The sequence below is a fragment of the Kitasatospora sp. NPDC034533 genome (genome assembly GCF_055575155.1).
Map to the genome: position 1 here is coordinate 1 of NZ_JBVITE010000010.1, position 19,722 is coordinate 19,722.

Consider the following 19,722-nt stretch of genomic DNA (forward strand, 5'->3'; position numbering starts at 1 on the left):
ACCGCCGCGATCTGGCACAACGACCAGACCGGGCAGCCCGTCATGCGTTCCCTCACCGCGTACGACCACTGAACCCCTTGGCATCAATCATCTAGTTCGCGAGCGCGGCTCCCTGGCCGTGCGGGGCTTCCTCGGCATCAAGCAGCTGGAGTCGGTGGGCCCGCCGATTCCCGACCTCTGCTGCCGCTTCGCCGCCGCCTGGGCACATGCACGACCTTCCCCTGACGTTCTTTGACTGCCTCTGTCCTTCCCGTGACCGCTCGCGTCCGCTCGCGCCCGCCCCTGCGGACCTCGCGTCCCGGTGTGCCGCCCCACGTACGGGTCCGCAACGGGCGAAGACCTCATGGACCAGGGAGGGCCGCGACGGACACGAGCTGATCCACGCGAGCCGCCGGCCGTGAAGGGCCCGCCGGTCGGAACGAGGACGAAACCGAGGCCGTCCGCCCCCCAGCCCGGGGAGGGCGGCTCCGCCGTGCCCGGGGCGAGTTGACGTTCGCACAGACTGGCGGCGCGGGCGAACAGCTGTGTTAGGTTAGCCTTGCCTAATCTCGCTGGTCGGAGGGGATGTCCCGTGCAGCAACAGTCCGAATTCGCCGGTGCCGTCGCGATGGTCACCGGGGCCGGACAGGGCATCGGTGTCGCCGTGGTCCGGGCGCTGGTGGCCGAAGGCGCCGTCGTCGCGGCGGTGGACCGCAAGCCCGGCGGGCTCGACGCCCTGGTGGCCGAGGTCCCGTCCGTGCGCCCGTACGTGCTGGACGTCTCCGAGGCCAAATCCGTGAACGAGACGGTGGAGTCGATCGAGGACCAACTCGGCCCGATCGGCACCCTGGTGAACGTCGCGGGCATCCTGCGCACCGCCCCGGCCGTCGAACTCACCGACGACGACTGGGCCGACACCTTCGCCGTGAACACCGACGGCGTCTTCCACACCAGCCGCGCCGTCGGCCGCCGGATGGCGGCCCGCGGGCGCGGGGCGATCGTGACCGTCGGGTCCAACGCCGCCGGGGTGCCGCGGGCCGGCATGGCCGCCTACGCGGCGTCCAAGGCGGCGGCCACCATGTTCACCCGCTGCCTGGGGCTGGAACTCGCGCGCTCCGGGGTGCGCTGCAACGTGGTGTCGCCGGGTTCGACCGACACCGAGATGCAGCGCGCGCTGTGGGGCGAGGACGCCGAGGCGGCCGAACGCCGGGTGATCGAGGGCGACTTGAGCGCCTGGCGGGTCGGCATCCCGCTCGGCCGGATCGCCGCGCCCGCCGACATCGCGGAGGCGGTGGTCTTCCTGGCCTCGGACCGGGCGCGGCACATCACCATGCACGACCTGTACGTCGACGGCGGCGCGACCCTGCGCGCCTGAGCGGCGCCGCTCCACCTCCTCCCCAAGAACCCTCCCAGACTGGAGAGAACACCGTGACCACGGTGCACCACGCCCTCGTCGGGCTGACGGCCGCGGGCCCGGCACCCGCCGGCCCGGCACCCCTCGGGCCGATACCCGCCGGCCCCGACGCCCCGGTGAACGCCCCTGCCGGAGGCCCGGACCACGCCGTCATCGGTGCGGCCAGCGGACTGCTCGGCCAGTACCGGGCCGGCTCCGACGAGGCCTTTTTCGCCTCGCCGACCCGCACCCTGCTCGGCTCCGGCGTGCACGCCCGGGTGCCGCAGGACGGGCGGCCACTGCCCGCGCGGGTGGCCGAGGCCCTGACCGAAGCCGGCCGGGCGGGGGTCGAACGGCCCCTGGTGATGGGCGCGGTGGCGTTCGACCGGGACAGCCGGGTCGAACTCGCCGTCCCCGCCGGCGTCCGCGTCGCGGGGGCGCTGCGGGACGACCCGCTGATCGCACTGCCCGCGCCGCCGGCCGAGCGGGCCGACTGGCGGATCAGCCCGGTGCCCGCCCCGGAGGCGTACGGGGCGGGCGTCGCCGCCGCCGTGGAGCGGCTGCGCGGAGGAGAGTTGAGCAAGGTGGTGCTGGCCCGGACGCTGGAGCTGACCGCCGCCGAGCCGCTCGACCTGCCCGCCATCCTGCAACGGCTGGCCCGGCGTGACCCGGGCGGCTACACCTTCGCCGTCCCGGCCGGCGGCGGCCGTACCCTGATCGGCGCCAGCCCCGAACTGCTGCTCTCCCGGCGGGGACCGGCCGTGCTGGCCAACCCGCTGGCCGGCTCGGTGCCGCGCGGCGAGGACCTCGGCGAGGACGTCCGGCGGGCCGCCGCACTGCTGGAGTCGCCCAAGGACCTGCACGAGCACGCCGTCGTGGTGGACGCCATCCGTGACGCGCTGGCGCCGTACTGCCGCACCCTGGAGGTGCCCGAACGGCCCACGCTGGTGAGGACGGCGGCGATGTGGCACCTGGCCACGACGATCCGCGGCGAGCTGGCCGACCCGTCGGTCTCCGCACTGGAACTGGCCTGCGCGCTGCACCCCACCCCGGCCGTCTGCGGCACGCCGACGGACCTGGCACGCGGGGTGATCGGCGAGGTCGAGCCCTTCGACCGCGGCCTCTACACCGGCATGGTCGGCTGGCAGGACGCCACCGGTGACGGCGAGTGGGTGGTCACCATCCGCTGCGCGGAGGCGCAGGAGCGGACGCTGCGGGTGTACGCCGGCGCGGGCGTGGTCGAGCAGTCCCGGCCGGAGGCCGAACTGGCCGAGACCAGCGCCAAGTTCCGCACCTTCCTGGACGCCGTGGGGGTGGCCCGGTGACACCGCTGGAGACCGTCCGGGCGGGCTTCACCCCGTACCCCGCCGAGTTCGCCGAGCGCTACCGGGCCGCCGGGTACTGGCGAGGCGAGACCTTCGGCCGGATGCTGCGCGAGCGCGCCGCCGCGCACGGCGAGCGGATTGCCGTCGTCGACCCGGGCGGCCACTCGGTGGCGGCGACGCGGCGGAGCTGGACGTACGCCGAACTCGACCGCCGGGCCGACCGGATGGCGGCCGGACTGCTCGCCCGGGGCATCCGGGCCGGGGACCGCGTGGTGGTCCAACTCCCCAACGCCGCCGAGTTCTTCGAGGTCGTCTTCGCCCTCTTCCGGATCGGCGCGCTGCCGGTCTTCGCGCTGCCCGCCCACCGGTACGCCGAGATCGGGTACTTCTGCTCCTTCACCGGGGCGGCCGGGTACGTCGTGCCGGCCGTCGAGGGCGGCTACGACTACCGCGAACTCGCCGGTCGGGTAAGGGCGGAGAACCCTTCGCTGCGACTGGTGCTGGTGGCCGGCGAGGACCCGGGGGAGCACGTCCGGCTCGCGGACGTGCCCTGCGACGGGCCGGGCCCGGAGGCCTTCGGCGGGGAGCCCGCGCCCGGGGACGTCGCCTTCCTCCAGCTCTCCGGCGGCAGCACCGGCGTGCCGAAGCTGATCCCGCGCACCCACGACGACTACATCTACTCGCTGCGCGGCTCGGTCGAACTGTGCGGGCAGGACGCGGACAGCGTGTACCTGTGCGTGCTGCCGGCCGCCCACAACTTCCCGCTCAGCTCGCCGGGTTCGCTCGGCACGTTGTACGCCGGCGGCCGGGTGGTGCTCTGCCCGCAGCTCGCCCCGGAGACGGCCTTCCCGCTGATCGAAAGCGAGGGCGTGACCATCACCGGGCTGGTGCCGCCGCTCGCGCTGCTCTGGCTGGACGCCGCCGAGCGCGGCGCCCGTGGCTACGAGAGCCTGGAGGTGCTGCTGGTCGGCGGCGCCAAGTTCAGTACGGAGGCGGCCCGGAGGGTGCGTCCGGTGCTGGGCTGCACCCTCCAGCAGGTGTTCGGGATGGCCGAAGGGCTGGTCAACTACACCCGGCTGGACGACCCGGAGGAGCTGATCACCACCACCCAGGGCCGGCCGATCTCGCCGGACGACGAGGTCCGGGTGGTGGACGACCACGACCGGGACGTGCCCGACGGCGTCACCGGCCACCTGCTGACCCGCGGCCCCTACACCATCCGCGGCTACTGGAACGCGCCGGACCACAACGCCACGTCCTTCACCGAGGACGGGTTCTACCGCACCGGGGACCTGGTCCGGCGCACCCCGACGGGCCACCTGGTGGTCGAGGGGCGGGCCAAGGACCAGATCAACCGGGGCGGCGAGAAGGTCGCCGCCGAGGAGGTCGAGAACCACCTGCTCGCCCACCCCGCCGTGCACGACGCGGCCGTGGTGTCGATGCCCGACCGGTACCTGGGCGAGCGCGCCTGCGCCTATGTGGTGCTGCGCGCCGAACACCGTGAATCTCCCCCGAAGGTCGTCGAGTTGAAGCGCTTCGTGCGTCAGCGCGGACTCGCCGAGTACAAGGTGCCGGACCGGGTCGAGTTCGTCGAGGCCTTCCCGGCCACCGGGATCGGGAAGGTCAGCAAGAAGGACCTGCGCGCCGCCATCGCGGCCTCGCTTACCGACCGCTGATCCACCGCGTCCGCCACCGGAATCCGAGATCCCGTACGAGATCCAGCAAAGGAACACCACCGTGGGCCTGCCCCGCATTCCCCGCTATCCCATGCCCGCCGCCGAGGAACTGCCCGCCAACCGGGTCGCCTGGACGGTGGACCCGGCCCGCGCCGTCCTGCTGGTGCACGACCTGCAGAACCACTTCCTGGACGCCTACCGGCCCGACGCCGCACCGGTGCCCGAACTCCTCGGAAACGTCGCGGCGTTGGCCGCGGCGGCGCGTGCCGCGGGCGTCCCCGTCGTGTACTCGGCGCAGCTCGGCGGACAGAGCCCGGCCGAGCGCGGGCTGCAACAGGACTTCTGGGGGCCGGGCATCCCGGACGACCCCCGGGCCACCGCGATCGCCGACGCCGTCGCCCCGGAGCCGGGGGACACCGTGCTCACCAAGTGGAAGTACAGCGCCTTCGTGCGCACCGAGTTGGATCGGCTGCTGCGCGAACGGGGGCGGGACCAACTGGTGATCACGGGCGTGTACGCGCACATCGGCGTGCAGGCCACCGCCTGCGACGCCTGGATGCGGGACGTGCGGGCCTTCGTGGTGGCCGACGCGGTCGCGGACTTCGGGCCGGCGGAGCACCGTGGCGCGCTGGCCTGGGTGGCCGGGCGCTGCGGGATGGTCGCCACGGCGGAGGCCGTGCTCGGGATGCTGGGGGCGGCGATCCCGGGCGGGGCGGCCGTCGGTGCACTCGAAGGGGTGGGCGGGAAGTGACGGGCGTGGGCTTCACGGTGGAGCGGATCCGGGCCGAGGTCGCCGATCTGCTCGGCGAGGACCCGGCGGAGATCCCGCTGGACGAGAACCTGGTCGACTGGGGGCTGGACTCCATCCGGCTGATGACGCTCGCCGCACGCTGGCGGGAGGAGGGGGCCGAGGTGGCGTTCGTCGAACTCGCGGAGCGCCCGGCGATCGAGGCCTGGGCCGAACTGCTGGGCGCGGCGTGAGGGCGGCGGGGGTCCGGGAGGCGGCCCCGGGCGCCGTCGGCGGGGTGGTGCGTCCGGACGGGCGCCCGGCGGGGCGTTCGGCGCTGCCCGAGGTGCCTCCGCTGCCCCGCCGGGCGGTGGAGTACCCGGCGACCACCGTGGTGGGGCCGGTCGAGGCGCAGGCGGCCCGGACGCCGGACGCGCCGGCCCTGCTGCTCGCGAACGGGGAGGCCGTCCGCTACCGGGAGTTGAACGCCTCGGCCAACCGGCTGGCGCGTGCCCTGGCCGTCCGTGGGGCCCGTCCGGGTGCGGTGGTCGGCCTGGCGGGCTTCAGCCGACCGGCGGAGCTGCTGACGGCGCTGCTGGCGGTGGCGAAGGCGGGGGCGGCGTACCTGCCGCTGGACCCGGCGGACGCGCCCGGGCGGCGGGAGCGGCTGCTCGCCGAGACCGCGCCGGTCTGCGTGCTGGGGGAGGGGGTGCCGGGCGCGCTCGCGTCGCTGGAGACGGACGGCGAGCTGCCCACCGACCCGCCCCGGGCGCTCACCCCGCAGCACCTGCTCTGCGTGGGGTACGGCCCGGGCGGGCGCCCGGCCGCCGTCCGGCTCACCCACGCCGAGGCGGACCGCCGGGTGCGCGAGCTCCAGGCGGCCCATCCGCTCGGACCGGGGGACCGGGTGCTGCACCTGGGCCTGCCGCTCTGGGAGTACCTGTGGCCGCTGCGGACGGGCGCCGCGGTGGTGCTCGCCGACCCGGGGCGGGAGGGGCGGGTCGGGGCGCTGGTGCGGGAGCTGGGTGTGACGGCGGTGCGGGTGGCGCCGGGGGTGCTGCTCGGCGGGTGAGGGGTGCCCGGGGCGGGGAGCGCGGACAGCTTTCGGATGACAGGTTTCAGATGACAACTTTCAGCGAACAGATTTCGTTATCTGTTCGCTGAAAGTTGTCGGCTGTCATTCGTTCGCCGTTGCCGGATCCACCGCCGCCGCCGGACGCGCCACCAAGCCCAGGCCCTCTGCCGGATCCACCGCCGGACCCGCCGCCAGGTCCACCGCCGTCCACGCCATCGCCACCGCGCCGTCCAGCACCGCCCGCTCCGCCTCCTCGCCCAGCGCCGCCTCGGCGAACGCCGCCTCGTGCGGGGCGCAGGCGCCGCCGGTGATGTCCAGCACGGGGTGGATCGACGGCACCACGTGTGACACGTTCCCCATGTCCGTACAGGCGAAGGGTCCGCTCTCGACCGGCTCCGGCCGGCCGAGCGCCGCCGCGTTGGCCCGCCACAGCGCCAGCAGCCCCGGGTCGGAGCGCATGTCCAGGTAGTCCGGCTCGGGCCGGGTCAGTTCCACCTCGCACCCGGTGGCGAGCGCCCCCGCGCGGAAGCAGTCCTCGATCCGGGAACGCAGCTCGGCGAGGTCCTCGGCCGCGGAGGCACGGATCTCGTACTCGGCGCTCGCGCTGTCGGGGATCAGGTTCGGCGCCGTCCCCGCAGCCGTGGTGATGCCGTGCACCCGCCACTGCGGCGGGAGTTGCTGGCGCAGCAACCCGATCGCGACCTGGGCGACGGTGAGCGCGTCGGCGGCGTTGCGCCCCCGGTGCGGATCGAGGCTCGGGTGGGCGGCCCGCCCGGTGTAGCGGACGGACAGGGTGCCGAGCGCGAAGGAACGGAAGTCGGCGACCTCGACGGGGCAGGGGTGGACCATCATCGCCGCGTCCACCCCGTCGAACGCCCCCGCCTCCAGCAGCAGCGCCTTGCCCGCCCCGCGCTCCTCGGCCGGTGCGCCGATCACCCGTACGGTGAGCCCGAGTTGGTCCGCGTACGGGGCGAGGGCGAGCGCCGCGCCGATCCCGGCGGCGGCGATCAGGTTGTGTCCGCAGGCGTGTCCGAGGCCGGGCAGCGCGTCGTACTCGCAGACCAGCGCGACGGTGACCGGCCCGCTGCCGAGGCGCGCGTCGAACGCGGTGGCCAGCCCGTGCGCCGGCGCGGTGACCGAATAGCCGTGCGCGCCCAGGAGTTCGGCGCACCAGGCTGCCGCGAGGTGCTCCTCGAAGGCGGTCTCGGGGTGGGCGTGGATGCGGCGGCTGAGTGCGAGGAGGTCCGCGCGGTGCGCGTGGACGCGTTCGCGCACGGCCTGCTTGGCCTCGGTGAGAGGCGTGGTCGGTGGCTCGGTCAGGGGCATGGGGCGGCGCCTCCGGGGTGTCAGGGCCCGGGCTTTCCCGAGTCGTTGACCAGATCAGATGAAGTTAGATTAGGCTAACCTAAGTAAGGCGTTCCGGATCCCCGAGGAGCTCTCCACCCCATGCCCGCCGTCGAAACCCAGACCGCCGACGTCCCCCTGCTCGCCGCGCAGGCCGCCATCTGGTACGCCCAGACCCTCGACCCCGCCAGCCCGGTCTACAACACCGGCGACGCCGTCGAGATCGCCGGCCCGCTCGACGAGGACCGGTTCGAGCGGGCGCTGCGGCAGGCGGTGGAGGAGGCGGAAGCACTGAGCGCCGTCGTGGTCACCGGCCCGGACGGCACGCCCCGCCAGCGGGTGCGCCCGGGCCTGCCCTGGCCGCTGCACCGCCTCGACCTGCGCGCCACCGCCGGCACGGGCTCCGCCGGCGCCGATCCCGCCGGCACCGGCACCGACCCCGCCGCCGCGGCCGAGGCCTGGATGCGCGCCGACCTCGCCCGCCCGGCCGACCTCGCCGAAGGCCCGCTGTTCACCCACGCGCTCCTCCGCCTCGGCGAGGAACGCTGGATCTGGTACCGCCGCATCCACCACTTCGCCGTCGACGCCTATGCGTTGACCCTCCTCGGCGAGCGGGTCGCCGCCCTCTACACCGCCCACACCGCGGGCGCCGAACCCGCCCCGACCCCGTTCGCCACGCTCGCCGAGGCCGCCGCCGAGGAGGCCGCCTACCGTGCGAGCGCCGAGTACGCGGCCGACCGCGCCCACTGGTCCGCCCGGCTGGGCGACATCGACACCCCGGCGACCCTCCCGGGCACGCCCGAACCCGGCCCCGGATCCGAACCCGGCCCTGCCGCCCCTGCCGCCCCCGGACCCGGCCCCGCCGCCCCCGCCGCCTCTGCCGCCCCCGCCGCCTCTGCCGCCCCCGGACCCGGCCCCGTCGTCCGTACCACCCCTGAGCCCGCCCCCACAACGCCCGCCCCCGGCACGGGTATCCGCCTCACCACAGACCTCCCCGCCGGCACCCGCGACCGCCTGGAACGCGCCGCCGCCACCGCCCGCGCCACCTGGGCCGAACTGCTCCTCGCCGCCACCACCGGCTACCTGCACCGCCTGACCGGCACCCAGGACGTCCTCCTCGGCCTGCCGCTCGCCAACCGCCGCGGCCCGGCCGCCCTGCGCACCCCCGTCGCCGCCGCCAACGTGCTGCCGCTGCGCCTGGCCGTCCGCCCCGCCGACAGCGCCGAGACCCTGGTGCGCACGGTGGTCCGCGAACTGCGTGCCGTGCGCCGCCACCAGCGCTACCCGCTGGAGGACCTGCGCCGCGACCTCGGCCGCACCGGCGACCGCCGAGCCCTGTTCGGCCCGATGGTCAACATCAAGGCCTTCGAGGGGGACCTCGACCTGGCCGGCCTGCGCGGCGACGTCCGCAACCTGGCCGCCGGCCCGGTGGACGACCTCGCCCTGAACGTCTCACCCGGCCCGGACGGCGCGCTGCGCCTGGTCCTCGACGCCAACCCGGCCCGTCACGGCGCCGCCTCCCTCGCCGCCCACCGGGACGGCCTGCTGCGCTACCTCGACGCCCTCGCCGACCTCCTGCTCACCGACCCGCGGTCGCCGATCGCCCGGATCGACCTGCTCGACGCGGACGGTCTGCGCCGCGCCACCGCCGGCCGCACCGAGCCTCCGGTCGAGCGGACCGTGCCCGAGCTGTTCGCCGAGCAGGCCACCCGCACGCCGGACGCCGTCGCCGTCCGCTCCGGCTCGACCGCCCTGACCTACCGGCAACTCGACCGTGCCGCCAACCGCCTCGCCCACCGCCTGACCTCCCTCGGTGTCCGGGCGGGCTCGCCGGTCGCGATCGCCCTGCCGCGCGGCACCGACACCCTGGTCGCGATGCTCGCCGTCCTCAAGGCGGGCGGCGCGTGCGTCTCGCTCGACCTCACCCACCCCGCGCAGCGCCTCGCCGCCGTGCTGGCCGACGCCCGCCCGCTCTGCGCGATCGGCACCGCCGAGACCCTCGCCGCCCTCGACCTGCCCGCCGACCTGCCCACCGTCCGGCTCGCCGACCTGCCCACAGTCCGACCGGGGGAGGTGGACACCGAGCCCGACACCGCCCCGCCGGCGCCCCAACCACACCACCCCGCCTACGTGTTGCACACCTCCGGCTCCACCGGACGCCCCAAGGGAGTGGTGGTCACCCACGCCTCGCTGGCCAACCTGCACGCCGGCCTCGGCGAGGACCACATCGCCCCCGCCCTGGGCCGCACCGGCCGGGACCGGCTGCGCGTCGCCCACAGCGCCTCGTTCGCCTTCGACGCCTCCTGGGACCCGGTGCTCTGGATGGTCCACGGCCACGAACTCCACCTGCTGGACGACGCCACCTACCGCGACCCGGCCGCGCTGGCCGCCCACCTCGACCGCGAGCGCATCGACTACCTCGACCTCACCCCCTCCTACCTCGAAGTCCTGCTCGCCGAAGGCATCCTGGACGAGGGCCGGCACCGCCCGTCCGTCCTCGTGGTCGGCGGCGAGGCCACCCCGCCCGGGCTCTGGCAGTGCCTGACCGCCGTCCCCGGCCTGCACCCCGTCGACCTCTACGGCCCGACCGAGACCACCGTCGACGCCTACGCCTGGACCCCGGGCCCGGACGGCGCCCCGGCCGGCCGGGTGGTGCGCGGCTCCCGCGCCTACGTCCTGGACGGCTCGCTGCGCCCCGTGCCCGACGGTGTCACCGGTGAGCTGTACGTGGCCGGCGCCTGTCTGGCCCGCGGCTACCTCGGCCGCCCGGATCTGACCGCCGAACGCTTCGTCGCCGACCCGTTCGGCCCGCCCGGCAGCCGGATGTACCGCACCGGCGACCTGGTCCGCCGCCGATCCGACGGCACCCTGGAGTTCCTCGGCCGGGCCGACGACCAGGTGAAGATCCGCGGCTTCCGGGTCGAGCCCGGCGAGGTCGCCGCCGTCCTCGCCGAACTGCCCGGCGTCGCCCAGGCCGTGGTGATCGCCCGCCCCGGGCCGCAGGGCAAGCGCCTGCTCGGCTACGTCGTCCCCGAGCGCAGCGGCGCCCCCGAGCGAGGCGGCCGGCCCGAGGCCGGAGCTCCCGAGACCGGCGCCTCTGCGACAGGCGCCTCCGGGACCGGCGCACCTGAGACCGGCGTCCCCGAGACCGGCGCACCCGGGACCGGCGCCGTGCCCGACCCGGCCGGGCTGCGCGCCGCACTCGCCGCCCGGCTGCCCGCACACATGGTCCCCGCGTCCGTCCAACTGCTGGACGAACTGCCGCGCACCGCCCACGGCAAGCTCGACCACCGGGCCCTGCCCGAGCCGGTCGCCGCCACCTCCGCGACCGCCGCCACCGCCCCGGCCACGCCGCAGGAAGAGACGGTCTGCGGCCTGTTCGCCGAGGTCCTCGGCCTCCCGAGGCCGCCCGGCAGGGACGCCTCCTTCTTCGACCTCGGCGGCCACTCACTGCTCGCCGGGCGGCTGGCCGCCCGGTTGCGCGACACCTTCGCCGCCCCGGTCGGCTTCGCCGACGTGTTCCGGCAGCCGACCCCGGCCGGCCTCGCCGCCCACCTGGGAGCGGCCGGGGCGCCGGAAACGCGCCCCGCCTCCGACCTCGCCCCCGCCCCCGTCCCGGTGCCGCGCACCGAGCGGATGCCCCTCTCGCCCGCCCAGCGCGGCCTCTGGTTCCTGCACCGCCTCGAAGGCCCCAGCCCCACCTACAACATCCCGCTCGCCCTCACCCTCACCGGCCCGCTCGACCGGCGTGCCCTCACCCTCGCCCTCGGCGACCTCACCGCCCGGCACGAAGTCCTGCGCACCGTCTACGGGGAGGAGCCGGACGGCACGCCGTACCAGCGCGTCCTGCCGCCGACGGCCGTCGAACCGCACGACGGGAAGGGCACGTTGGCCGAGGCGGTCCGGTACGCCTTCGACCTGACCGCCGAACCGCCGCTGCGCGCCACGCTGTTCGCCGAGCCCGGCCAGGGGACGGAGCGGCACACCCTGCTCCTGCTGCTCCACCACATCGCGAGCGACGGCGCCTCCACCACCCCGCTGCTGCGCGACCTCGCCGCGGCCTACACTGCCAGGACCGCCGGTCGCGCTCCCGAACTCCCGCCGCTCACCGTCCAGTTCGCCGACCACGCGGTCTGGCAGCGGGAACGGCTCGGCACCGCCGACGCGCCCAGCCCACTGGCGGTCCGGCAGACGGAGTACTGGCGCGCCGCGCTCGCCGGGCTGCCCGACCAGCTGGAACTGCCCACCGACCGCCCCCGCCCGGCCGTCGCGGGCCACCAGGGCGCCACCGTGCCCTTCACCCTCGGCGCCGAGGCGCACGCCGCCCTGGCCGGGCTCGCCCGGTCCGCCGACAGCACCGTCTTCATGGCCGTCCAGGCCGGGCTCGCCGCCCTGCTCACCCGGCACGGCGCCGGCACCGACATCCCGGTCGGCACCCCGGTGGCCGGTCGTGAGGACCAGGAGACGGCCGCACTCATCGGCTACTTCGTCAACTCCGTGGTGCTGCGCACCGACACGTCCGGCGACCCCACCTTCCGCGAACTGCTGTCCCGGGTCCGCGCCACCGTGCTCGCCGCGCACGAGCACGCCGACCTGCCCTTCGACCGGCTGGTCGAGGAGCTCAACCCGGCCCGTTCGCTCGCCCGCCACCCGTTGTTCCAGGTGATGCTCGCCTGGCAGAGCCGACCGGACGAGCGGATCGCGCTGGGCGGCGGCCTCACCGCCGACATCGCCGCGATCCCCAGCGGCACCGCCAAGTTCGACCTCACCCTCAACGCCGGCGAACTGCCCGGCGGCGGCATCGGCGGCTTCCTGGAGTACCGCACCGACCTCTTCGACGCCGCCACCGCGGCCGCCCTCGCGGACCGCCTCAACCGGCTGCTCACCGCCGCCGCGACCGCCCCCGACACCCCGATCGGCCGACTCCCGCTGATCAGCGAGCGGGAGCGGCTGCGCGCCCTGGTCGAGTGGAACGGCGCCCCCACCGCGCAGATCTCCCCGACGCCCGCCACCCCGAGCGCCGCGACCCTGCCCGACCTCTTCGAGGCGGCGGCCGCAGCCAACCCGCGCGCCATCGCCGTCAGTCACCGCGACGAGCGGCTGGACTACACCGAACTGTCCGCCCGCGCCGACCGCTTGGCCCGGCTGCTGGCCGCCGAGGGCATCGGGCCCGGCACCATCGTCGCGCTCGCCCTGCCGCGCTCGCTCGAACTCGTGGTCGCCCTGCTGGCGGTGGCCAAGTCCGGCGCCGCCTACCTGCCGCTCGACCCCGACTACCCGGCCGACCGGCTCGCCTACATGCTGGCCGACGCCGCCCCCGCCGCCCTGCTCACCGACCGGGCCACCGCACCCCGACTGCCCGCCCACGAGGTGCGGCAACTCCTGGTCGACGGACCGGAGTCCGGGAGCCACCCGGCCGTCCCGCTGGCCCAGCACGAGCGCACCCGCCCGCTGCGCGCCGACGACATCGCGTACGTCATCTACACCTCCGGCTCCACCGGCCGGCCCAAGGGCGTGCCCGTCACCCACCGCAACGTGGTCCGGCTGTTCGGCGCCACCGACCACTGGTTCGGCTTCGGTGCCGAGGACGTCTGGACGCTCTTCCACTCCTACGCCTTCGACTTCTCGGTCTGGGAGCTGTGGGGCGCCCTGCTGCACGGCGGCCGCCTGGTCGTCGTCCCGCACTTGGTCAGCCGCGACCCGGCGGCCTTCCTGGAGCTGCTGGCCCGCGAGCGGGTCACCGTGCTCAACCAGACGCCCTCCGCCTTCTACCAGCTCAACGCCGCCGACCGGGACCGCCCCGGCAGCGAACTCGCCCTGCGCTACGTGGTGTTCGGTGGCGAGGCGCTCGAACTCGGCCGCCTGGACGACTGGTACGAGCGGCACGCCGAGGACGCGCCGACGCTGGTCAACATGTACGGGATCACCGAGACCACCGTGCACGTCTCGTACATCGCCCTGGACCGGGCGAGCGCCGCCGCCGGGAGCAGCAGCACCATCGGCGTCAACATCCCCGACCTGCGGGTCTACGTCCTCGACCAGCACCTCCAGCCCGTGCCGCCCGGCGTCACCGGCGAGATGTACGTGGCCGGAGCGGGCCTGGCACGCGGCTACCTCGGCCGCCCCGAGCTGACCGCCACCCGCTTCGTCGCCGACCCGTACGCCGGACTCTTCGGCGAGAGCGGCGCCCGGATGTACCGCTCCGGGGATCTGGCCCGGCGCCGCGCCGACGGCGTGCTGGAGTACTTCGGCCGCGCCGACCAGCAGGTCAAGCTGCGCGGCTTCCGGATCGAACTCGGCGAGATCGAGGCGGTGCTGGCCGCCCACCCGGCCGTCGCCGACGCCGCCGTGGTGGTCCGGGAGGACGTGCCGAGGGACAGGCGGCTGATCGGCTACGCGGTGGCCGGGGGCACCACGCCGGACGACCTCCGGGCCCACGCCGCCGCCGAACTGCCCGCCCACATGGTGCCCTCCGCCGTCGTGCTGCTCGACCGCCTCCCCCTGACGGCCAACGGCAAGCTCGACCGCCGGGCCCTGCCCGCCCCCGAGGCACCCGCGGCGGGCGCCGGCCGCCCGCCGCGCACCCCGCGCGAGCAGCAGCTGTGCGAACTGTTCGCCGAGGTGCTCGGATTGGCGTCGGTCGGGGTCGAGGACGACTTCTTCGCGCTCGGCGGCCACTCACTGCTGATCGTGCGCCTCGCCGGGCGGATCCGCGAGGTGCTCGGGCTGGAGATCGGCATCGGCGCGCTGTTCCAGGCGTCCACGGTGGCCGCCCTCGACGCGGCCCTCACCGCCGGTTCCCCGGGCAGCGACGCCCTCGACGTCCTGCTCCCGCTGCGGCCCGTGGCCCCCGGCCGGCAGCGCCCGCTGTTCGCCGTCCACCCGGCCGGCGGCCTCAGCTGGTGCTACACCGGCCTGATCCGCAACCTGCCCGGCGAGGTCCCGATCTACGGACTCCAGGCCCAGGGCGTCGGCGCCGCCACCGCCGGACTCCCCCTGCCCGCGACGCTGGAGGAACTGGCCGCGCACTACGCCGACCGGCTGCGCGAGGTCCAGCCCGAGGGCCCGTACCGGCTGCTCGGCTGGTCCACCGGCGGGATCATCGCGCACGCCGTGGCCGTCCGGCTCCAGGAGCTGGGCCAGCAGGTCGAGTTGCTCGCCGTCCTGGACGCCTACCCCGCCGAGGGCTTCCGCGAGCTGCCCGTCCCGGACCAGGCCGAGGCGCTGGAGGCGCTGCTCACCATGGGCGGTTTCGGACCCGCGGACCTCGGCGGCCGGCCGCTCGAACTCGGCGCCGTCACCGAACTGTTGCGGGCCGAGGGAAGCCCGCTCGCCGGACTCGACGAGGCGACCGTGGCCGCGCTGAACCGGATCTACCTCAACACCAACCACCTGGTGCGCGGCTACGACCACCGGCCCTTCGACGGCGACGTGCTGTTCTTCCGCGCCACCGTCGACACCATCGACGACACCCTGGTGCCCGAGCTCTGGGCGCCCTACGTGTCCGGCCGGATCGCCAACACCGACGTGGCCTGCTCCCACAAGGACATGACCCTGCCCGCCCCGATCGCGCACATCGCGAGCGTGATCGCCGACCACCTGAAGAGGTCCTCCCATGAGTGACGCCCCCGTCAACCCCTTCGACGCCGACGGCACGTTCCTGGCGCTCGTCAACTCCGAGGGACAGCACTCGCTGTGGCCCGTCTTCGCCGCCGTCCCGGCCGGCTGGGACATCGCCCACGGCCCGTGCGAGCGGGCGGCCGCGCTGGAGTGGATCACCGCGCACTGGACCGCGCTGTGACCCCTCCGCCGGTCGCCGCCCCGGCGCGCCCCCTGTTCGCGGGGCGCGCCGCGGTGGTCGTCGTCTACACGGCCGCGATGTGTATGAACGGCCTGGACTCGACCATCGTCAACCCGGCGCTGTTCAGCATCGCCGAGGACTTCGGCCGGCCGGTGTCGGCCGCCAACGCGGTGGAGACCGCCTTCCTGGTGGGCCTCGCGCTCGGCCTGCCGGTGGCCGGCTGGCTGGGCGACCGGTACGGCGTCAAACGGGTCTTCCTCGGCTCGCTCACCGCCTTCACCCTCGCCTCCGCGCTCTGCGCGGCGGCGCCCGGCCTGGGCGCGCTGTCGGTAGCCCGGGCCGTCCAGGGCGTGGCCGGCGGGCTGCTCACCCCGGTCGGGATGACCCTGCTGTTCCGGGCCTTCGCCCCGCACGAGCGGGCCGGCCTGGGCCGGATCCTGATCGTCCCGACCGCGCTGATGCCCGCCCTCGGGCCGCCGCTCGGCGGCTACCTCACCGAACACCTCTCCTGGCACTGGCTGTTCCTGGTCAACGTGCCGATCGGCGCGGCGGCCGTGCTGATCGGGCTGATCGGTCTGCGCGGTGAGCCGGAGCCCCCGGCGGGCCGTTTCGACACCGTCGGCTTCCTGCTCGCCACCCCCGGCCTCGGGCTGCTGACCTACGCCCTCGGCTTCGGCCCGGCGCACGGCTGGACCTCCCCGGGCGTGGCCCTCGGCGGCCTGCTCGGCCTGGCGCTGCTGGGAGGAGCCGTACGGCACCAACTGCGTGCCACCGAACCGCTGGTGGACCTTCGCCTGCTCGCCGACCGCACCTTCGGCGCGGCGAGCCGGCTGGCCCTGCTGACCGCGGCCGGGCTGATGGGCGCGCTGTTCGTGCTGCCGCTGCTCTACCAGGCGGCACGCGGCGCCTCGGCGCTGGACGCCGGGCTGAGCGTCTTCCCGGAGGCGATCGGCCTGATGGCCGCCTCCCAGGTGGTGGACCGGCTGCTGCCGAGGCTCGGTCCGCGCCGCCTGGCGCTGCCCGCGCTGCTGCTCGCGGCGGTGGTCATCGGCTCCCTCGGTTTCGCGGAGAACCCGTGGGCGGTACGGGTGCTGATGTTCGGCGTCGGCCTGGTCCTGGGCACCGCCGTCCTCACCGTCCAGATCGCCGGCTTCGCCGACGTCCCGCCGTCCGCCATGGGCCGCGCGATGGGCCTGTTCACCATCCTGCGCACCCTCGGCGGCGCTCTCGGCATCGCCGCCACCGCCGCGCTGCTCGGCGCCGTCGGCGACGACGCGGGCCCGACGCCCTACCGCCTCGCCCTCCTGCTCACCGCCGGTGTGGTGGCCGTCGGCGCCCTCCCGGCCGTCCGGCTCCCGGCCGAGGCCCCGGGCCCGCCGCCGGAGGAGTGAGCGCTCGGGTGGCGGTCCGGCCGGGGACGGAGCGTGCCCGGCCGGACCGCCGCCGCAGCGCGCCCAGGAGCCTCGGCCGGTGCACCGGCCCGCTCCGCGCCCCGGCCGGTGGCCGAGCACCGGGGCGGCCGGTTCGGAAGACCGCCCGTGCCGCCGTGCCGCCGAGCGCACGGCGCCACGCGCGGTACTGTGCCGGGAGCACCGGAGGAGAGCACATGAGCCCTGAGCACTACCGTCTTCTCGAAGAGGCGCGGCGCGGTCTGCCGCACGGCTACAAGGTCGAGTCGTCCGGCGAGTTGGTCATCGCCCAGGCGCCACCGGTGCTGATCCACCAGCTCAACCTGGCGATCGTCCAGCGCCAGTTCGAGGCGCGCTGCCCTCCGGGCTACTTCCCGACAGGGAACAGCGACCTCTCCTCGCCCGGGATCGGCTCCGTCCGCAGCCCCGATCTCACCTACCTGCCGGAGAACGTCATCGAGCTGGGGGACCGTGAGATCCCCGCGGACCTGACGCTGATCGCGGTCGAGATCGTGTCCCCGTCCAACCCCGACAACGACTGGACGGGCAAGGTCCGCGACTACCCGCAGATGGGCTTCCCGCTCTACCTGATCGTGGACCCGCGCCAGAAGACCGTGACGCTGTTCTCCGAGCCGAACCGCGAGCGCTACCACACCCGGACGGAGCGGGAGTTCGGCGAGAAGATCCGCATCCCCGCGCCGTTCGACTTCGAACTGGACCTGGCGCGGCTGGTGCCCTACCGGGACTGACCGTCCTCGGGGCCTCGGAGGCTCACTCGTGCGGCCAGAGGATCAGGTCGTCCAGCGGGTACCGGCGCGGCCGGTCACCGAGTTCGGTGACGGCGGCCCGGATCCGGTGCAGGTGGGCCGGGGTGAGCTGGAGCGGGGGCTCCTCGGGCTGGTAGGTGGTGCGGATCGGATAGTCGACGCCCGGCTCGCGGGTCATCTCGATGTGGCAGCCGAGCACGTACGTCACCGGGTGGCTCTCGGTGAAGGCGATCAGCCGCTCGATGGTCCGCCCGAAGGCCGGCCAGTCGTTGATGTAGAGCCGCCCGGGATAGAGGGTGTCGCCGGTGAGCAGGAAGCCCGTCCACGGGTCGTAGTAGGTGACCGAGGCCTCGTGGTGCCCCGGGGTGGCCAGGCACGTCAGCACCCGCCCGCCGCCGAGGTCGACGCGGGCCGTCGCCCCGGCGTCCCGATCGAAGCCGAAGTACGGCCAGGCGTCCGCGAGTTGCGCGCCGACCACGGTGGTGGACGGCCGGTCGGTGAACTGGCCGTCGCCCGCGACGTGGTCGCCGTGCGCGTGGGTGTGCAGGACCAGCAGCCCGTAGTCCTCACCGGCGTGGGGATTGCGGGCGAGCCACTTGTCCACCAGGGTGTCGACCGTGGCGCGTAGCGGGAAGTGGGCGGCGTCGGCCGTCGCCCCGGTGTCGATCAGGACGGCGCGGTCCGCCCCGAAGAGCAGGAACAGGAACGGCGCCTCGTAGTGGACCGCCTTGTTCTGGCGGAGGATGACGGTGTTCTCGTCGTACTCGTGGACCTGGACGTCCGGGTCGCCGTTGTGCTTCGCGGACGGGGAGCCGTGGATCCACCGCACGTCCAGCGGGCGGGCGGTCGGGGTACCGGCAGCGGACATGATGACGCCTCCACTGTGCGTCGTCTTGGCAGGCCGGGTACGGCGCACATCTCGTCCGGGGCCGACGCCGCTGCGCCGCCCCGGGGACGTTAGCACGGGCTGTCGGCGGCCTCGGCGGGAGCGGGGAGGGCGCGTTGGCGATCGCCTCCTGCCGAGCGCCTGTCGCGCTGTGTCGCACGGTCGACCACCCCCGCCGCCGAGGGCGTTGCCGCGGGTGGAGCGGCCTTCAGGCGGCGGGCCGCCGAAGCAGTGCCGCCAGCCCGTCCGCCAGTCCGCCCCGCCAGCAGGCGTAGTCGTGGCCGCCGTTGAACTCCCGGTAGGTGAAGTCGTAGCCGCGGGCCGTCAGTACGTCCCGCAGGTGGCGGTTCTGGCCGAGAAGCATCCACTCCTGGAGGCCGACCTCGATCCAGAAGCGGACCGGCCGCCGCGCCTCGGCCGCGAAGCGGCGGGTCAGCCACTCGCTGCCGGCGTCGGACTCGGTCTCGTCGGGCCACCAGAAGGAGCCGGACTGGCAGAGCGCGTTGCCGAAGCGCTCCGGGCGGTGGTAGGCCGCGTAGGCGGCGGTCAGGCCGCCGGCGCTCTGGCCGGCGATCACCGTGGCGGCGGGGTCGGTGCTCGCGCCGAACTCCGAGGCGGCCCAGGGGAGGAGGCGGTCGGCGAGGAGGTCGACGAAGGCCGGGTTGCAGCTGAGGTCGGTCGCCCGCCGCGGCCCGGGGGTGTGGACGAGCAGGGTGACGGTGGGCGGGATGGCGCCGTCCGCCGTCAGGTTGTCGAGGGTGTCGCCGACGGACAGCACCTCGCCCCACATCTCGCCGTCCAGCAGCAGCGCCACCGGGTACGGGCCGTCGCCGGCCCGGTGCCCGGCCGGGAGGTGGACGTCCACCCGCCGCCCGGCGACCTCGTGGGCCGGCGTGCGCCCGCGCGGTACACCCTCGCGCCGCAGGACGTACGGCTGTGCGGGGGCGGCGGGCAGGCTGAGCACCGAGGCGGGGTGGCGGCCGTCGCGGGCCGGCAGCCGGGGTTCGGTGTCGTACGGGTCGGGGCGGGCCTGGTCGAGGACGCGCAGCCAGTCGCGGCGGGCCGTACCGGGGGCCTCGCCGCGGAACGGGTACAGCTGGTAGGAGGCACGGTGGTCCTCGCGCAGCCGGTAGGTGATCGACCACGTCTCGCCATCGGTATGACGTGTCATCAGATGCGGCGTGAGGTCGCCGGAGTGGCGGTCCTTGTCGGTGACGGTGTGCAGCAGTGCGAGCACGCCGTCGCAGTCGCCGTCCCGGTGGGTGAAGGTGACCAGGCGGTACGCCGGATCGGCCGGGTCGGGCACGATCCGGGGGGAACGGGTTTCCATCGCGATGTCT

At 75.2% G+C, this 19,722-nt stretch carries 13 protein-coding genes and 1 riboswitch; of the genes, 10 read left to right on the forward strand and 3 right to left on the reverse strand.

The window, feature by feature from the left end; genetic code table 11:
* Positions 1–571 precede the first annotated feature (571 nt).
* From ACZ55U_RS09815 to ACZ55U_RS09840, 6 genes are all read left to right on the forward strand, one after another.
* On the forward strand, positions 572–1,354 hold the full coding sequence (locus tag ACZ55U_RS09815) for a 2,3-dihydro-2,3-dihydroxybenzoate dehydrogenase (protein WP_465524323.1): 783 nt from the start codon (positions 572–574) through the stop codon (positions 1,352–1,354).
* Between the two features lie 131 nt (positions 1,355–1,485).
* A complete protein-coding gene (gene dhbC, locus ACZ55U_RS09820; RefSeq protein WP_465524604.1) occupies positions 1,486–2,697 on the forward strand; it encodes an isochorismate synthase DhbC in 1,212 nt (403 codons plus the stop codon).
* The gene (locus tag ACZ55U_RS09825) at positions 2,694–4,373 is read left to right on the forward strand and encodes a (2,3-dihydroxybenzoyl)adenylate synthase (RefSeq protein WP_465524325.1); all 1,680 of its coding nucleotides are present in this window, start codon (positions 2,694–2,696) and stop codon (positions 4,371–4,373) included. Before dhbC ends, ACZ55U_RS09825 begins: the two co-directional genes overlap by 4 nt.
* A gap of 61 nt (positions 4,374–4,434) precedes the next feature.
* Positions 4,435–5,124 carry an isochorismatase family protein gene (locus ACZ55U_RS09830; protein ID WP_465524327.1) on the forward strand — a complete coding sequence of 230 codons (690 nt, stop codon included), beginning with the start codon at positions 4,435–4,437 and terminating at the stop codon, positions 5,122–5,124.
* Positions 5,121–5,354, forward strand: coding sequence for a phosphopantetheine-binding protein (locus tag ACZ55U_RS09835; RefSeq protein WP_380703299.1), 234 nt, complete (start codon positions 5,121–5,123; stop codon positions 5,352–5,354). Before ACZ55U_RS09830 ends, ACZ55U_RS09835 begins: the two co-directional genes overlap by 4 nt.
* Before the next feature lie 92 nt (positions 5,355–5,446).
* On the forward strand, positions 5,447–6,172 hold the full coding sequence (locus ACZ55U_RS09840; RefSeq protein ID WP_465524329.1) for an AMP-binding protein: 726 nt from the start codon (positions 5,447–5,449) through the stop codon (positions 6,170–6,172).
* Positions 6,173–6,277: 105 nt separating this feature from the next.
* Here the strand turns inward: ACZ55U_RS09840 and ACZ55U_RS09845 are convergent, their stop codons facing one another.
* Entirely contained in the window at positions 6,278–7,501 is a 1,224-nt protein-coding gene (locus tag ACZ55U_RS09845) for an amidohydrolase (RefSeq protein WP_465524331.1), read from the reverse strand.
* Positions 7,502–7,621: 120 nt separating this feature from the next.
* Between ACZ55U_RS09845 and ACZ55U_RS09850 the strand changes: the two genes are divergently transcribed.
* From ACZ55U_RS09850 to ACZ55U_RS09865, 4 genes are all read left to right on the forward strand, one after another.
* On the forward strand, positions 7,622–15,142 hold the full coding sequence (locus ACZ55U_RS09850; protein ID WP_465524333.1) for an amino acid adenylation domain-containing protein: 7,521 nt from the start codon (positions 7,622–7,624) through the stop codon (positions 15,140–15,142).
* Positions 15,135–15,320 carry an MbtH family protein gene (locus ACZ55U_RS09855; protein ID WP_465524335.1) on the forward strand — a complete coding sequence of 62 codons (186 nt, stop codon included), beginning with the start codon at positions 15,135–15,137 and terminating at the stop codon, positions 15,318–15,320. The genes ACZ55U_RS09850 and ACZ55U_RS09855 overlap by 8 nt, the downstream gene beginning before the upstream one ends.
* Positions 15,317–16,711 carry a DHA2 family efflux MFS transporter permease subunit gene (locus tag ACZ55U_RS09860; protein ID WP_465524337.1) on the forward strand — a complete coding sequence of 465 codons (1,395 nt, stop codon included), beginning with the start codon at positions 15,317–15,319 and terminating at the stop codon, positions 16,709–16,711. The genes ACZ55U_RS09855 and ACZ55U_RS09860 overlap by 4 nt, the downstream gene beginning before the upstream one ends.
* Before the next feature lie 215 nt (positions 16,712–16,926).
* On the forward strand, positions 16,927–17,478 hold the full coding sequence (locus ACZ55U_RS09865; protein WP_465524339.1) for a Uma2 family endonuclease: 552 nt from the start codon (positions 16,927–16,929) through the stop codon (positions 17,476–17,478).
* A 22-nt stretch (positions 17,479–17,500) separates the two neighbouring features.
* Here ACZ55U_RS09865 and ACZ55U_RS09870 read toward each other — a convergent pair whose 3' ends face one another.
* Together ACZ55U_RS09870 and fes are read right to left on the reverse strand one after the other, a co-directional pair.
* Complete coding sequence (locus tag ACZ55U_RS09870; protein ID WP_465524341.1) at positions 17,501–18,364, reverse strand: MBL fold metallo-hydrolase; 864 nt, start codon at positions 18,362–18,364, stop codon at positions 17,501–17,503.
* A 14-nt stretch (positions 18,365–18,378) separates the two neighbouring features.
* Positions 18,379–18,446, reverse strand: a riboswitch (guanidine-III (ykkC-III) riboswitch).
* A gap of 144 nt (positions 18,447–18,590) precedes the next feature.
* Entirely contained in the window at positions 18,591–19,712 is a 1,122-nt protein-coding gene (gene fes / locus ACZ55U_RS09875) for an enterochelin esterase (RefSeq protein ID WP_465524343.1), read from the reverse strand.
* Between the last annotated feature and the right edge of the window lie 10 nt (positions 19,713–19,722).

Coding starts and splice junctions, on each gene's coding strand:
- ACZ55U_RS09865 (WP_465524339.1), top strand. CDS start 16,927: ATGAGCCCTGAGCACTACCGTCTTCTCGAAGAGGCGCGGCGCGGTCTG.
- ACZ55U_RS09850 (WP_465524333.1), top strand. CDS start 7,622: ATGCCCGCCGTCGAAACCCAGACCGCCGACGTCCCCCTGCTCGCCGCG.
- ACZ55U_RS09870 (WP_465524341.1), bottom strand. CDS start 18,364: ATGTCCGCTGCCGGTACCCCGACCGCCCGCCCGCTGGACGTGCGGTGG.
- ACZ55U_RS09855 (WP_465524335.1), top strand. CDS start 15,135: ATGAGTGACGCCCCCGTCAACCCCTTCGACGCCGACGGCACGTTCCTG.
- ACZ55U_RS09845 (WP_465524331.1), bottom strand. CDS start 7,501: ATGCCCCTGACCGAGCCACCGACCACGCCTCTCACCGAGGCCAAGCAG.
- fes (WP_465524343.1), bottom strand. CDS start 19,712: ATGGAAACCCGTTCCCCCCGGATCGTGCCCGACCCGGCCGATCCGGCG.